Raw genomic sequence first — 14519 nt, 5'->3', positions numbered from 1 at the left:
TGATTACTTACGCTTTAAACTGGCTAATACGGAAAATGGATTTGGCTTTTCCACCTCTGGAGGCAGTTGACCAAATATCTGTTCCGCTTCGGACACTTCACAGTGTTCAGGATCATGAACCGGAGCGATAGGCAAAGAAAGAATAATTTCATCTTCAATCATTGCCAGCAAGTTTATTTCGCCATAACTGTCGACATAAACTGCTTCATACGCGTCCGGCAATGCCTCAGCCTGCTCGTCGGTGACGACCGGACTGAAACAAAATGTCGTGTGAACCTGATGTGCAAACGGCGAGTTGCAACGCTGACAAAGTAGCGTCACCGCTACGTCGGCACTGCCACGAATAACCGCCAGGCGCTGATTATCAATTTCAAAGGACAATGAGGCCTGAACATCACTTTCCACACTCACCACAGATTCGGCAACACGGGTTACCAGCTCAGGCGTATAGACACCGGAGTAGTCCAGACGTTTCTGAGCGGTACGTACCGCATCAATGGTTAAGGGTAATTTTACCTTTTGCATAGGGCGCGCATATTAACTTTGTAATGACCTGGAGTCAAAGAAAAAGCCTAATTTAGCTCTCCTTTGACCATTATTCGCTTCCATAGCGGTACACAGTTTAAAATGACCGGCGCAAATACGCTATCATCCGGTAAAAATAAATGTGTGAAATTCTTTTGGCTTCATCATCCCCCTTTCGCCGCCAACTGCTGGCAAAACTCAAGCTGCCTTTCAGCACGGCTGCGCCAGATATAGATGAAACACCCCTTGAAGGCGAATCACCTGGTCAAATGGTGCTGCGCTTGGCCCACCTCAAAGCGGCAGCGCTTGTCGCCGGCTGGCCGAATCATTTAATTATCGGTTCTGACCAATGCTGCGTGTTGGACGGTAAAATTACCGGCAAGCCCCATACTCGGGAAAATGCCGTTCGTCAGTTGGAGCAGGCCAGCGGCAATAAAGTCACCTTTTATACCGGTCTGGCGCTCTTGAATAGCCGCACCGGCACACTGCAGCAATGCGTGGAACCCTTTATCGTCAGTTTTAGAGTGCTGACCCGAGAGGAAATTGAAGGCTACGTGGATGCGGAGCAGCCGCTGACTAGCGCAGGGAGCTTTAAAAGCGAGGGGCTGGGCATTACGCTGTTTGACGCCCTGGACGGACGCGATCCCAATACACTTATCGGCTTGCCGCTTATTGCGCTGACCTCAATGCTCAGACAGGAGGGAATCAATCCCCTGCTCCGCCGGGAGCAGAGGGATAGCACGCAGCCATTGTAACCGGCCTGGAGCAAAGGGATGGCACTCAGCCTTTGTGACCGGCCTGGAGCAGAGGGATGGCACGCAGCCTTTGTGACCGGCCTGGAGCAGAGGGATGGCACTCAGCCTTTGTGACCGGCCCGCAACCACAGCAGGCAGTGGCGCAGCTGATTATCCAGCGGCGCTTCTATGCGCAGGGTGTCGCCGCTGTCCGGATGGGTAAAGGTTAGCGCGGCCGCGTGCAGAAACAGTCTACCAAGACCACTGCCGCGCAGTTGCTGATCGAACTCGCTCTCGCCATAACGATCGTCAAAGGCGATGGGGTGACCGGCATACTGGGCGTGAACGCGGATCTGATGGGTTCGTCCGGTAACCGGGCTGGCTTTGATAAGGGTGGCAATATCAAAACGCTCTTCGACCTTGAAACGGGTTTCCGACGGCTTGCCATCGCTGCCGACGCGCACAATGCGCTCACCACTGGCCAGAATATTTTTTACCAGCGGAGCGCTCACCGATTTGGTGTGAGACTGCCACTGGCCGCGCACCAGCGCCAGGTAATCCTTCTGCATGCCCTTCATACGCAACTGTTCATGGAGCGAGCGCAGGGCAGAACGCTTCTTGGCAACCAGCAACACGCCGGACGTGTCGCGGTCCAGGCGGTGCACCAGCTCAAGGAAACGGGCGTCGGGCCGCAGTGCGCGCAGAGCCTCAATCACGCCAAAGCTCAGGCCGCTGCCGCCATGCACGGCGGTACCCGAAGGTTTGTTAAGAATAAGCAGATGCTCATCTTCGTATAAAATGGCCTCGGTCAGGGCTGCCACTTTATCCAGACCGACGGATATCGGCGCGTCTTCGGACTCAGATTGCCTGATTGGCGGGATGCGCATCACATCGCCATCCTGCAGTTTATATTCAGGCTTGATGCGCTTTTTATTGATGCGTACCTCGCCTTTACGCACGATGCGATAAATCAGGCTTTTTGGCACGCCTTTGAGATGAGTGCGTAAAAAGTTGTCGATCCGCTGACCGGCGCTGTCGGCAGAAATGGTGATAAATTGTACGGCTGGATTATTTTCTTTCATGGTGCGCGATTCTAAATATACCGCCAGCATAGCGCCACCTCTTTTTCTGTGCTTAACTGTTCTTTCATCGATAAAAGGTTTTTTACCGGTTTTTTCAGGCATTGCATGGTTCAGGCAATGACGTTGTAGCCGGTAATTCTGAATCTTGTTAACGATGGGTAAAGTCACCTTGCTATATGTGTATCGAGAGTGGAATAATGCTTCAACTTTCCACGTTGATCCCGGTAATGGTGATAAAGCGAGGAATTTTTAAATTTGTCTGATTATGCCTCAACGCAGCAATGGCGTAAGACGTAATGGTTAATCAGGCAGTTAGCGGGCTGCGGATTGCAGCTTGGCCGGCATAAGGAACGCATCCTGTGCATCATTTCTCAGGTGTGGTTCCTTCTGTAAATGTGCTGTCGTTCATGTAGAAAGACAGGCTACCGAAATAATGCGCCCCTCTGCAAGCGACAACCGTGAGGTTGACGGCTTTGCGACAAGTCACGGGGCCGTCGGTGTTTACCCGGTCATGGGGTTTTTTTGCCCGCAGCTCTGATGCCAATGCATAAAAAAGAGTAAGTTAAGATGAAAAGAATGTTAATAAACGCAACTCAGCAGGAAGAGTTGCGCGTAGCGCTGGTAGATGGCCAGAAACTGTATGATTTGGATATTGAAAGTCCGGGTCATGAACAGAAAAAAGCCAATATCTATAAAGGCAAAATTACTCGGATTGAACCCAGCCTTGAAGCGGCGTTCGTCGACTATGGCGCCGAACGTCACGGTTTTCTTCCCCTGAAAGAAATCGCCCGCGAGTATTTTCCTTCCCAGTATTCAGCTCATGGCCGTCCTAATATCAAGGATGTGCTGCGTGAAGGCCAGGAAGTCATCGTCCAGGTTGATAAAGAAGAGCGCGGAAATAAAGGCGCTGCTCTGACCACTTTTATCAGCCTTGCCGGCAGCTATCTGGTACTGATGCCGAATAATCCCCGTGCTGGCGGCATTTCGCGCCGCATCGAAGGTGATGATCGTACCGAGCTCAAAGAAGCCCTTTCCTCCCTTGAACTGCCCGAGGGCATGGGCCTTATCGTTCGCACCGCAGGCGTTGGCAAGTCTGCCGAGGCGCTGCAGTGGGATCTGGCGTTCCGCATCAAGCACTGGGAAGCGATCAAGAAGGCGGCCGAAGGCCGTAATGCGCCGTTCCTGATTCATCAGGAAAGCAATGTCATCGTGCGCGCCTTCCGGGATTACCTGCGCCCGGATATCGGCGAGATCCTGATTGACAATCCTAAAGTGCTGGATGTGGCAAAAGAGCACATTGCCTCACTAGGTCGTCCTGACTTTACCAGCAAGATTAAACTCTACAGCGGCGAAATTCCGTTGTTTAGCCACTACCAGATCGAATCCCAGATCGAATCAGCTTTTCAGCGAGAAGTGCGATTGCCTTCAGGTGGTTCAATCGTTATCGATACCACTGAGGCGCTGACGGCGATTGATATCAACTCTGCGCGCTCAACCCGCGGCGGCGATATAGAAGAAACGGCTTTCAACACCAACCTGGAAGCCGCCGACGAAATCGCCCGCCAGTTACGCCTGCGCGATCTGGGCGGACTTATCGTCATCGACTTTATCGACATGACCCCGGTTCGTCATCAGCGTGAAGTTGAAAACTGCCTGCGAGAAGCGGTCCGCCAAGATCGCGCGCGCATCCAGATTGGTCGGATTTCACGATTCGGCCTGCTCGAACTGTCCCGTCAGCGACTCTCACCGTCTCTGGGCGAGTCCAGCCACCATGTCTGCCCGCGCTGCGGCGGCACCGGCACCATTCGTGATAATGAATCCCTGTCGCTGTCGATCCTGCGCCTGATTGAAGAAGAAGCCCTAAAGGAAAACACCCACGAAGTTCACGCTATCGTGCCGGTGCCGATCGCCTCTTACCTGCTTAATGAGAAACGCGAGTCGGTTAACGCTATCGAAAAACGCCAGGGCGGTGTTAAAGCCGTCATCGTGCCTAACGATCAGATGCAGACACCGCATTATGCCGTGCTGCGCGTACGTAAAGGCGAAGAAGCACCGACGCTGAGCTACCTGCTTCCTCAGTTGCATGAAGCCGAAATGGCCCAACCTTCTGAAGAGATTGCCGCTGAGCGTAAACGTCCTGAGCAGCCGGCACTGGCGGCTTTTGTGATGCCTGAACCGATGTCGCAGGAAAAACCCGCCGCCCAGGCAGCGACTCCCCCTGCCCCGGTCAATAGTACTGAGTCGGCATCGCCAGCAACGCCTGCGGGACCTGGACTTATCAGTCGCCTGGCGTCTGCCATCAAGGGCTGGTTCTCCTCTCCGGCACCGGAAGCGGCGCCGGTTGAACCGGCCAAAAGCGAAGAGACTGTTGAAACCCCAACGCCTCGTCGCCAGGATCGCCGCGGTCAGCGTCGTCAGAATGGTCGCCGTGATCGCAACGGTGAACAAAACCGCGATCGTGAACCGCGTCCAACGCAGGAAGGCCGCCAGGCGCGTGAACCCCGCGAGCCTCGCGAGCCTCGTGAATCTCGTGAACGCAGAGAGCCTCGCGAGGATAACCGTAAAAATAAACGTAACGTGACCCCCGCCGTTGTCGATGCGCTTAACGAAGATGCCGGCCAGCCGCTGATTGAAGAACAACAGCAACCGCGTCGTGAATCTCGCGGTGAGCGTTCACGCCGTCGTCAGGATGATCGTCGACAGCCTGAACTGGAAGTGACGGCCGCTCCGCTAGAAGCGCCGGTTGAGGAACAGGCAGTCGTGAATGACGACGACAAGCCGACCCCGCTGGTGCCGCGTCGCCAGCGTCGGACCCTGAGTCAGAAAGTACGTGTCACCGACGAACAGCACGTCATGGCACTGCCGGCAACTGTCCCGACTGACGACGTGAGAAGCACCCCAGTCGCCGAGAGCGACAATGCTGAAGCGGCTGCTGAAAGCCAGAACGACAACCGTAACGGCAATGAAGCCGGGCTGCCGCGTCGCTCACGTCGTTCGCCGCGCCATCTGCGCGTCAGTGGTCAGCGTCGTCGTCGCTATCGTGATGAGCGCTATCCGTCGGTATCACCGATGCCGCTGGCCGGGGCCTTTGTTTCACCTGAAATGGCCTCCGGTAAAATATGGATAAGCTATCCGGTCGCGCAGGCCGAACGTACCGATACCCCCTTCGTCTCGGTCGCAGAGATGGAGACCAACGCCCAGCAAGCGCAGGCCCGGGCTGAACAAAGCCAGGTCGCCGCAGCCAGTCTGCCTGTGTTGGCTGAAGCCTCTGTCAATGAGTCCAGGGATACAGATGGGTCTACAGGGGTTAACACCACTCCAGCGCTGACCCCAGCCGAACAGCCTGGTTCCACATTGGTGCCGTCGGAGCCGACGCCCGCTCAGGAAGCAGCCGCTGACCAGGTGCCGTCAGTTGTCGACCCTGAAGATGTGTCCTTGGCTGAGCAAACGCTGGACAACGCTCAACCGGCAGCAGTTGCCGATAAGCACTCTCCACGGCAGCAGCCTGCTGCCGCCGTGGACAACGGTCCATTGTTATCAGCGGATGTAGCACCTTCTGCCGATGGCGCATCTGTCCAGGCTGATGACGTGGTTAAGAATACGGCTATCCAGCACAGCGCTGATGCAGCGGCCGACGATGCCGCCATCAATCATCGCGTTGATGCAGCCGTTGAACATGCCGCCGCTCAACCGGCAACCGATGCAGCAATCGAACATGCCGCCGCTCAGCAATCAGCTGAAGCAGCAGCCGAACATGCCGCAGTCCGACATAGCGCTGATGCCACGGTTGACGATACCGTTAAGCACAGCGTTAAACCGATGCCAATCCCCTCTTCGGTTGAAGACCGTCCGCTGGCCGAGGCGACGCTGGTTGCGACCGACGATGATGTCAGGACGGAAAAAGACATCGAGGCTGGCTCCGGCGTTCATGAGGCTATCGTTCCGGCCAATCCGATTGCCGACCAGCCTGCAGTTGATGAAACACCGTTGCCGCAGGTAAAAGCGGCGGTAACGGTGCCGCCACAGCCGCAACCGGTCCTGACGCGCTTTAAGCATTATGCCAGTGCGCCGATGACCAAGGCACCCGCGCCGGCTTACCAGCCAGCTCCCGTTAAAGAGAGCAACTGGCAGCGTCCTGACTATCAGTTCGAGGGCAATGGCGCCGCCGGTGGCCATGCCGCAGCAGCCCAGGCGACAGCCCCGGCCACGCGGCCCGACTCGGGCGATGAGGCGTAATCATTCAGAAGTGACTGTATAACAAGGCCCGCCATTGGCGGGCTTTTTCTATCCCTGCATTAGCCTGAGACGATACTCTCAGGCGGCATTATATCCAGCCGGAGCTTTGCCAATGATCTTAAAAACTGACGTACTGAACATCCGCCGGCCCGATGACTGGCATGTGCATCTGCGTGATGATGACATGCTTAAGACCGTGGTCCCCTACACCAGCCAGCATTTTGCCCGCGCCATTGTCATGCCAAATCTGACTCCACCGGTGACCACCATTGCCCAGGCGATCGCCTATCGTCAGCGGATCCTGGCCGCAGTGCCGGCCGATCATGAGTTCACCCCCTTAATGACCTGCTATCTGACGGATAGCCTGGCAAAGGAAGAGCTGGTTGAAGGCTTCCGGCAAGGGGTTTTTACCGCAGCCAAGCTTTATCCGGCCAACGCCACCACCAATTCCAGCCATGGCGTCACCGATGCAACGGCGATTTATCCACTGCTGAGTGCGATGCAGGACCACGGTATTCCACTGCTTATCCATGGTGAAGTCACCGATCCCGAAATCGATATCTTTGATCGCGAAGCCCGGTTTATTGATCAGGTGCTGGTGCCGATCCGTCGCCACTTTCCACAGTTGAAAGTCGTCCTTGAGCATATTACCACCCGGGAAGCGGCAGATTATGTATTGGCGGCCGACCGCTATCTGGCGGCAACCATTACCCCACAGCATCTGATGTTTAACCGCAACCATATGCTGGTCGGCGGAATTCGTCCTCACCTCTACTGCCTGCCGATTCTCAAACGCAATATCCACCAGCAGGCGCTGCGTAATGCGGTAGCCACAGGATCAGATCGGTTCTTCCTCGGCACCGACTCTGCCCCCCATGCGCGCCATCGCAAAGAAGCTGACTGCGGCTGTGCCGGGGTATTCAACGCACCCTCAGCCTTGGCCGCCTATGCGACGGTGTTTGAGGAGATCGGCGCTCTGCAGCACCTGGAAGCCTTCTGCTCGTTGAATGGTCCGGCTTTCTATGGCCTGCCGGCCAATCAGCAGACTATAGAACTGGTGCGGCAGCCTGAGACCCAGCCGGATAATATCGCCCTGGTAGGCGACAGTCTGGTGCCGTTTCTCGCCGGGCAAACCCTCAGTTGGTCAGTTAAGGCCTAAATGGTTTTATGAATAATTATTTTCATTGAAAGTCTCTTGCAGGTGAGATGACGTTACTGTATAAATAACCAGGCATCACTACTGTGAGAATCTTATATGCGTGTAGAAATTACTCTGGCCAAAGCTACCCCGTTACCCGCCGGTGCTCTTGAGGCGTTAACAAGGGAATTGTCCTCACGTATCGATAAGCAGTTTACCGATACTCACGTTCAGGTTCGCTATGCCGGCTCAAATGGCATCACCGTTATGGGTGGCAGCAAAGAAGATAAAGCGCTTATCACGGATATCCTGCAAGAGACGTGGGAAAGCGCCGATGACTGGTTTGATCCGCAGTAAATTTTTGTCCTGTCGCTTTGCCGGGTTCGCTACCCGGCTTTTTTATGCCTGCGACAGCTGAAATAGGAGAAACTCAGGACACCTTTTCTCATTGTGACTATTGGCAAATATCTCTTTCTGGTTTGTAATCAGCCTTACCCATCGTCCTTTTATCAATGACCCTGCATCTCAGGGTGTGAGGAGAAGTAACATGACAGCCGACAAGCCTGAAGAAACCATGACCTTCGGTGAGTTGTTACAGTTAATCAGCGAGCAACAGCGCCGCCTGAATGTCCTGGAGATTGCATTCTCTTACCTTTCATTCAGCCTGGATGAAAAGGCCAATCAGTTGTTGGTGCACAATCTGCTGCTGGAGTCACAAAACCAAAACCGCGATGCCACTATGCAAAAATATTTTTCCCAGCTGGCGGAAGAATTGACCCGGCGAGTAAGCCCGCTGATCCCACCCGCCGCGGAGTAACCCCATTGCGAGTGAGCGTTATAGCGGGAATCATCGAAAATAACGGGGTGATTTCCCCTGCTGCATTTGTCGGCGCAGGCTACCTGTTAAAAAAAATCTGTAATTTCGATAAAATTTTGTAAAACGGGTATACTCTATAGGCTTACTATTAAAAAGCCGCATGAACCTCGCAGTTACTCATTATTAATAACGAGTCAAATATGGGGTATTTATGGACAGAAAGAACGATATCATTCACACCCACCCATTAGTGGGATGGGACATCAGCACCGTCGATGTTTACAACGCTATGATGATTCGCCTGCATTATCTTAATACCACCGACCAGGCGACTGAAGATGCTGAAGTAGACAGAACATTGTGGCTCACCACGGATGTCGCCAAGCAGCTTATTTCAATTCTTGAAGCGGGTATTGCCAAGATTGAATCAAACGAGTACCAGGAACGTGATCATCGCAGACATTAATCTCATTAACCGTTGCCAAAGCACCGCAGTTTTCTGCCGGTGCTTTTTTTTTGGCGGCAGCAGGACATTTTCAGACAGTTAGCGGTGACAACCGACAGCCCGAAGAGGGTACAATGGCCCTGCAGGTTTCAGCCCAAAGGCGGAGCAACAGGACTCATTATAATGACTTATGACTTGATTATTGTCGGCAGTGGTTCAGTAGGATCAGCGGCAGGCTATTATGCTACCCAGGCCGGTCTCAATGTGCTGATGATCGACTCGGCCTTTCCTCCCCATCAGGGTGGCAGCCATCATGGCGACACGCGTATCATACGCCATGCCTATGGTGAAGGGGAAAAGTACGTGCCGTTGGTGTTGCGTGCCCAGACATTATGGGATGAGCTGGCAACTCTCAGCGGTGTCCGGCTTTTCCATCGCAGCGGCGTCATCAATCTTGCTTCCCGCCAGTCCGCCTTTATTAAAAATGTCATGTTAAGCGCCCAGGCATGGAAACTGCCCAGTGAAACGCTGAACAGTAGTGAAATCTCAGCGCGCTGGCCGGTATTCAGTTTGCCTGAGGACTATATTGGCGTGTTTGAACCTCAGTCCGGCTATCTTAAATCGGAACAGGCCATCGCCAGTTACATCACCCTGGCTGAGAAAGCCGGCGGAGCGCAGTTATTCAACTGCAGCGTTACTGAAATCAGCAACCACGATAGCCATGTTGAAGTGATGACCCAGGAAGGCAGTCGCTATAAGGGACACAAACTTCTGCTGTCCGCCGGGACCTGGGTAAAGCAGCTGCTGCCATGGTTACCGATGACCCCGGTGCGCAAAGTCTTTTCATGGCATCAGGCGGATGGACGTTTCAGCGAGGATAACCGTTTCCCGGCCTTTACCGTCTGCGCGCCCAACGGCAGTCAATATTATGGTTTTCCAGCAATCCAGAACGAGCTTAAAGTCGGCAGACATGACGGCGGCCAGCCGATAACCGATGCGGAGCAGCGTACCCCGTTTGGCCGCCATCCGAGTGATGGCACCGAAGTATTTGATTTCCTGCGCCGCTTCCTGCCAGGGGTTGGCGTTTGCCTGCGCGGTGAGGCCTGCAGTTATGATTTGTCACCGGATGAGGATTTTATCATCGACACCTTGCCGGACAATGACAAGATCATGGTGGTTACCGGCTTGAGCGGCCATGGCTTTAAATTTGCCAGCGTACTGGGTGAAATCGCGACCCAGTTTGCGCAGGGAAAAACCAGCGCGTTTGATTTGAGCCCGTTTTCACTGAAGCGTTTTGGCTGAATCAAGCATAGCTTTGGCCAAAGTGACTCACCACTTTGGCCTGATGTGTAGCGCCTGGATAAATATCAATTTTAGATAATCATTAAATAATTCTGGCGTTAGTAAAAGCTGAGTATTACCTCAGTTTTTTAGCGTAATATTTATTTCAACTTTGTTGCCTCAAGACTTTTATTAATTTTTTAATAGTTTCCTTCGCAATTACTCATTTTTGCTCAAAAAAAAAGAACCCATTTCCGCTTTACCCTCTATTGCGAACGATCGGCAAGCTGCGAAAAAGGCTGACATTTCTTTACGTACTCATTGAATCAGGCCAAGTCATTCGTTTTATAAGGCCATTATTGATTAGTTAATTCAAATTTTTTGATTTAAAGAATATTTATTTTAAATCATTATATTTGTGGTTGATTTTATGTTTCAGTTTGTTTTAGTTTTTATCAAATCAACATTGCGGCGAGGTTAACAATGCGTTGGCGTAATACCACTAAAGATTTTGGCGCGATCAGTGTGTTTATCCACTGGGCCGTTGCGCTGGTCGTTTATGGCATGTTTGCCCTCGGTCTTTGGATGGTGACCCTCGGCTATTATGATGCCTGGTATCACAATGCGCCAGAAATCCATAAAAGCATTGGCTGCATATTGTTTGCCATTATGGTCATCCGCTTTATCTGGCGCTTCGTTTCGCCGCCGCCAACGCCCTTGAGCAGCTATAGCCGTCTGACCCGTATCAGCGCTATCGTGGCCCATCTGACCCTGTATATAGCGCTGTTTGCCATATTGATTACCGGTTATCTGATTTCAACCGCTGATGGACAGCCGATTAGCGTCTTCAGCTGGCTCGACGTTCCGGCCCTTATCAGCGGTGGCGCCGCACAGGCTGATTTTGCCGGCGATATTCACCTTTGGCTGGCCTGGACAGTGGTCGTACTGTCGGTACTGCACGGCCTGGCCGCTCTCAAGCATCATTTTGTGGATGGCGATATCACGCTCAAGCGGATGTTCGGGCATCCTTCACCGTAATTATCTTTCACATTCCGGAGAGTATCATGCTTAAAAAAACCACCCTCGGCCTGGCCTTAAGCGCAGCCGTTCTCTTTTCGGCAGGAGCAGCCCGAGCTGCGGAGTATAAAATCGATAAAGCCGGCCAGCACGCCTTTGTACAGTTCAAGATTAAACATCTGGGCTATAGCTGGATATATGGCACCTTTAAAGACTTTGACGGCAATTTCACGTTTGATCCGGCCAATCCGGCTGCGGATAAAGTCAATGTGGTGATCAATACCAACAGCATCGATACCAACCATGCCGAGCGTGACAAGCACCTGCGCAGCGCAGAGTTCCTGAACGTGTCTAAATTCCCGCAGGCCACCTTTGTGTCGACGTCAGTAAAGAAAGACGGTGATGAATTGGATATCACCGGTGACCTGACGTTGAACGGTGTCACCAAGCCGATTACGCTTGAGGCCAAGCTGCTAGGCGAGGGTAAAGATCCCTGGGGTGGCTACCGGGCCGGTTTCGAAGCCGAAGGCACTTTGACGCTGAAAGATTATAATATCACCACCGATCTGGGCCCGGCTTCCAGTCAGGTAGAGCTACAGATTTCCCTCGAAGGCGTTCGCCAATAACGACGCCTTGAAACGGCTATCGCCGGTCCCGTCGCTTTAGCGCCGGGACCGCAACGCATCACTTAGCCTGCTTGTCGTCAGTGTCTGCCGCCGGCAAGGTGTTGCGCAATTGCTGGCGTGATTTATTGAATATTTTCATGCCGTTTTCGCGACCTGCCCTGCGGGCGCGCTGCTCGGCAAAAGGTAACGCCAGTTCTTCCTGACAGGTAACACTGCAGCAGCCCTGATACTTTTCCGCACAGGCTGGGCACTGGATGAACAGGAGATGGCATCCCTGATTGCGACAATTGGTATGGCTGTCGCATTGGACGCCGCACTGATGGCAGTGGGCAATCACATCATCGGTAATCCGCTCGCCAAGGCGCTCATCAAAGACAAAGTTTTTACCGGTAAATCTTAGCGGCAACCCCTCGGCTTTTGCCCGGCGGGCGTATTCAATAATGCCGCCTTCCACGTGATATACATTATTAAAGCCATTGTGCAGCATATAGGCGCTGGCTTTTTCACAGCGGATGCCACCGGTGCAGTACATCACAATATTTTTGTCTTTATCATGCTGCAGCATCTCAACGGCCATCGGCAATTGTTCGCGGAAGGTGTCGGAGGGGATTTCAATCGCGTTATCAAAGTGACCCACTTCATATTCATAATGATTACGCATATCGACAAACAGTGTATCCGGACGAGACGCCATGGCATTAACCTCAGCAGCCTGCAGATAATGACCGACATTGGCTGGATTAAAACTGGGATCGTCGATGCCATCGGCCACGATACGCGGGCGGACTTTCATCCTCAGCACCCAGAACGATTTCCCATCATCTTCATGGGCCACATTCAGGCGCAGATTCGCCAGTGCCGGATCGGCCGCATACAGTGTCTGCCGCAAACGTTCAAACAGACTCTGGGGCACACTGACCTGCGCATTGATCCCTTCATTGGCGATATAGACCCGGCCAAATACCTGCAGCGCCACCCATGCGTGGTAGAGGTCATCACGAAAGGCCCGGGGATCGGCAATATGAAAATATTGGTAGAAAGAGAGGGTGGTGCGCGGCTCGGTTTCCGCGAGCATGCGCAGCCGCAATTCTTCATTGGATACACGGTTATGTAACACTGGCATGGTGTACGTTTCCTGTTGGCGATTAAAATACCGACCTAGATCGGTCAGAAGCCTGAGCGGCAGCATGATACCTCAAACTGCCGCCGAACACAGCTTCCCCTTTTGGCCGAATTTCATCCTTGAAACTCACATTTAATGCTTTTTTATCGCTGGGCAGACAGCTGTTAACCGACTAATTCATAAAGACGGCTTGACGGATCCTGCTTTTAGCTAACACTGGAAGCTCGAGCATTGAATGATATGAACAGTAAAGAGGCAAAGTGTATGAGTCAGTTGTTTTCACCCTTCCGGCTTGGCCAGTTAGCGCTGCCCAATCGCATTGTGATTGCGCCTATGTGCCAATATTCCGCCGATGAAGGCAAGGCCACCTCCTGGCATACCATTCATTTGGGCAATCTGGCATTGTCCGGTGCCGGCCTGCTGATCGTTGAGGCCACCGCCATCAATCCTGCCGGGCGTATTACTGCGCAGGATTTGGGTCTTTGGGATGATGAAACCGAACTGGCGTTGACGACCGTGGTTGACCAGATAAAGAGGCACTCCGCTATCCCTCTGGGTATACAGTTGGGACATGCGGGTCGCAAAGCCTCCACTTTGCCGCCCTGGCAAGGCGGCGGCTATATCACCGCCACAGAGAATGGCTGGCAGACGCTGGCCCCTTCCGCCCTGCCCTTCGGTGAAACCGGACTGGTGCCGCAGGCCATGACGATCGCGCAAATCAAACAGGTTAAAGCTGACTTTGTCGCCAGTGCCCAGCGCGCCGAACGCATCGGTTTCAAGCTGATCGAGCTTCATGCCGCCCATGGTTACCTGCTTCATCAGTTCCTTTCACCGCTGTCCAATCAACGCCAGGATCAGTACGGCGGCAGTCTGGAAAACCGTCTGCGCCTGACGGTTGAAATCTATCAGGCGGTACGTCAGGCTATTTCATCGGATATCACGATTGGCGTGCGGATTTCCGGCAGTGACTGGGTTGATGGCGGATGGGATATTGAGCAATCGGTGGCGTTGGGCAAGGCATTAAAAACCCTGGGATGTGATTACATCCATGTTTCCAGTGGCGGACTGGACGCGCGGCAGCATATTCCGGTCGGACCCGGTTATCAAGTCCCCTTCGCACGCCAAATCAAAGCAGAGACCGGTCTGGCAACCATCGCGGTAGGCTTGATAACCGAAGCTGAACAGGCGGAGGCGGTTGTCGCCACCGGCGAAGCTGATATGGTGGCACTGGCGCGTGGAATACTTTACGATCCGCGCTGGCCGTGGCATGCGGCAGCCAGACTCGGTGCGCCCGCCATTGCGCCCGACCAGTATCTGCGCTGTGAGCCCCATTATGTCAAAGGTCTTTTTGCCAGAGAATAATCACTGAAATTGCATTCCCCCCCTATAGAATGCGTGGCCTATGATGCAATACCACATTATGTGCCACGCATTACTGATGATTTAGTAAAATAATGTCAAAATAACAGCTAAAATTATTAACAGAACAGTTTTT

13 protein-coding genes are annotated in these 14519 nt (G+C 53.2%); 10 read left to right on the top strand and 3 right to left on the bottom strand.

The features are described 5' to 3' along the window. Positions 1 to 3 precede the first annotated feature (3 nt). Positions 4 to 525 (bottom strand): 23S rRNA accumulation protein YceD, encoded by a 522-nt coding sequence (yceD, locus tag EDC52_RS09020; RefSeq protein ID WP_131864993.1) that lies wholly within the window; start codon positions 523 to 525, stop codon positions 4 to 6. Between the two features lie 140 nt (positions 526 to 665). Here yceD and EDC52_RS09015 point away from each other — a divergent pair, with 140 nt between their 5' ends. Further along, on the top strand, positions 666 to 1280 hold the full coding sequence (locus tag EDC52_RS09015; RefSeq protein ID WP_131864992.1) for a Maf family protein: 615 nt from the start codon (positions 666 to 668) through the stop codon (positions 1278 to 1280). 101 nt (positions 1281 to 1381) lie between these two features. Here the strand turns inward: EDC52_RS09015 and rluC are convergent, their stop codons facing one another. Beyond that, positions 1382 to 2341, bottom strand: a complete 960-nt coding sequence (gene rluC, locus EDC52_RS09010; RefSeq protein WP_131865152.1) for a 23S rRNA pseudouridine(955/2504/2580) synthase RluC — start codon at positions 2339 to 2341, stop codon at positions 1382 to 1384. Between the two features lie 567 nt (positions 2342 to 2908). On the opposite strand from rluC, the gene rne reads away from it, so the two are divergent. From rne to EDC52_RS08965, 8 genes are all read left to right on the top strand, one after another. After that, positions 2909 to 6577, top strand: coding sequence for a ribonuclease E (gene rne / locus EDC52_RS09000; protein WP_131864990.1), 3669 nt, complete (start codon positions 2909 to 2911; stop codon positions 6575 to 6577). Positions 6578 to 6689: 112 nt separating this feature from the next. Next, positions 6690 to 7736 (top strand): dihydroorotase, encoded by a 1047-nt coding sequence (pyrC, locus tag EDC52_RS08995; protein WP_131864989.1) that lies wholly within the window; start codon positions 6690 to 6692, stop codon positions 7734 to 7736. A gap of 96 nt (positions 7737 to 7832) precedes the next feature. Beyond that, positions 7833 to 8072, top strand: coding sequence for a DNA damage-inducible protein I (dinI, locus tag EDC52_RS08990; protein ID WP_131864988.1), 240 nt, complete (start codon positions 7833 to 7835; stop codon positions 8070 to 8072). 190 nt (positions 8073 to 8262) lie between these two features. Then, the gene (locus EDC52_RS08985) at positions 8263 to 8532 is read left to right on the top strand and encodes a hypothetical protein (RefSeq protein WP_131864987.1); all 270 of its coding nucleotides are present in this window, start codon (positions 8263 to 8265) and stop codon (positions 8530 to 8532) included. A 211-nt stretch (positions 8533 to 8743) separates the two neighbouring features. Continuing rightward, positions 8744 to 8998: a biofilm formation regulator BssS gene (gene bssS / locus EDC52_RS08980; RefSeq protein WP_131864986.1), complete on the top strand. Its 255-nt coding sequence runs from the start codon at positions 8744 to 8746 to the stop codon at positions 8996 to 8998. Positions 8999 to 9160: 162 nt separating this feature from the next. Then, positions 9161 to 10279: an N-methyl-L-tryptophan oxidase gene (solA, locus tag EDC52_RS08975; RefSeq protein ID WP_131864985.1), complete on the top strand. Its 1119-nt coding sequence runs from the start codon at positions 9161 to 9163 to the stop codon at positions 10277 to 10279. 462 nt (positions 10280 to 10741) lie between these two features. Next, positions 10742 to 11296: a cytochrome b gene (locus EDC52_RS08970; RefSeq protein ID WP_131864984.1), complete on the top strand. Its 555-nt coding sequence runs from the start codon at positions 10742 to 10744 to the stop codon at positions 11294 to 11296. A 26-nt stretch (positions 11297 to 11322) separates the two neighbouring features. After that, positions 11323 to 11901 (top strand): YceI family protein, encoded by a 579-nt coding sequence (locus EDC52_RS08965; RefSeq protein WP_131864983.1) that lies wholly within the window; start codon positions 11323 to 11325, stop codon positions 11899 to 11901. A 58-nt stretch (positions 11902 to 11959) separates the two neighbouring features. On the opposite strand, the gene trhO is transcribed toward EDC52_RS08965, so the two are convergent. Then, positions 11960 to 13024, bottom strand: a complete 1065-nt coding sequence (gene trhO, locus EDC52_RS08960) for an oxygen-dependent tRNA uridine(34) hydroxylase TrhO (protein ID WP_131864982.1) — start codon at positions 13022 to 13024, stop codon at positions 11960 to 11962. A 264-nt stretch (positions 13025 to 13288) separates the two neighbouring features. Here trhO and EDC52_RS08955 point away from each other — a divergent pair, with 264 nt between their 5' ends. Then, positions 13289 to 14386 (top strand): NADH:flavin oxidoreductase/NADH oxidase, encoded by a 1098-nt coding sequence (locus EDC52_RS08955; protein WP_131864981.1) that lies wholly within the window; start codon positions 13289 to 13291, stop codon positions 14384 to 14386. Positions 14387 to 14519 lie beyond the last annotated feature (133 nt).

The organism is Biostraticola tofi, assembly GCF_004343195.1.
GTDB lineage: Bacteria > Pseudomonadota > Gammaproteobacteria > Enterobacterales > Enterobacteriaceae > Biostraticola > Biostraticola tofi.
The sequence above is the reverse complement of the archived record's forward strand: the minus strand, read 5'-3'. Positions and strand labels throughout refer to the sequence as shown.

Coding starts and splice junctions, on each gene's coding strand:
- trhO (WP_131864982.1), bottom strand. CDS start 13,024: ATGCCAGTGTTACATAACCGTGTATCCAATGAAGAATTGCGGCTGCGC.
- dinI (WP_131864988.1), top strand. CDS start 7,833: ATGCGTGTAGAAATTACTCTGGCCAAAGCTACCCCGTTACCCGCCGGT.
- EDC52_RS08955 (WP_131864981.1), top strand. CDS start 13,289: ATGAGTCAGTTGTTTTCACCCTTCCGGCTTGGCCAGTTAGCGCTGCCC.
- EDC52_RS08985 (WP_131864987.1), top strand. CDS start 8,263: ATGACAGCCGACAAGCCTGAAGAAACCATGACCTTCGGTGAGTTGTTA.
- EDC52_RS09015 (WP_131864992.1), top strand. CDS start 666: ATGTGTGAAATTCTTTTGGCTTCATCATCCCCCTTTCGCCGCCAACTG.
- yceD (WP_131864993.1), bottom strand. CDS start 525: ATGCAAAAGGTAAAATTACCCTTAACCATTGATGCGGTACGTACCGCT.
- EDC52_RS08970 (WP_131864984.1), top strand. CDS start 10,742: ATGCGTTGGCGTAATACCACTAAAGATTTTGGCGCGATCAGTGTGTTT.
- pyrC (WP_131864989.1), top strand. CDS start 6,690: ATGATCTTAAAAACTGACGTACTGAACATCCGCCGGCCCGATGACTGG.
- solA (WP_131864985.1), top strand. CDS start 9,161: ATGACTTATGACTTGATTATTGTCGGCAGTGGTTCAGTAGGATCAGCG.
- EDC52_RS08965 (WP_131864983.1), top strand. CDS start 11,323: ATGCTTAAAAAAACCACCCTCGGCCTGGCCTTAAGCGCAGCCGTTCTC.
- rne (WP_131864990.1), top strand. CDS start 2,909: ATGAAAAGAATGTTAATAAACGCAACTCAGCAGGAAGAGTTGCGCGTA.
- rluC (WP_131865152.1), bottom strand. CDS start 2,341: ATGAAAGAAAATAATCCAGCCGTACAATTTATCACCATTTCTGCCGAC.
- bssS (WP_131864986.1), top strand. CDS start 8,744: ATGGACAGAAAGAACGATATCATTCACACCCACCCATTAGTGGGATGG.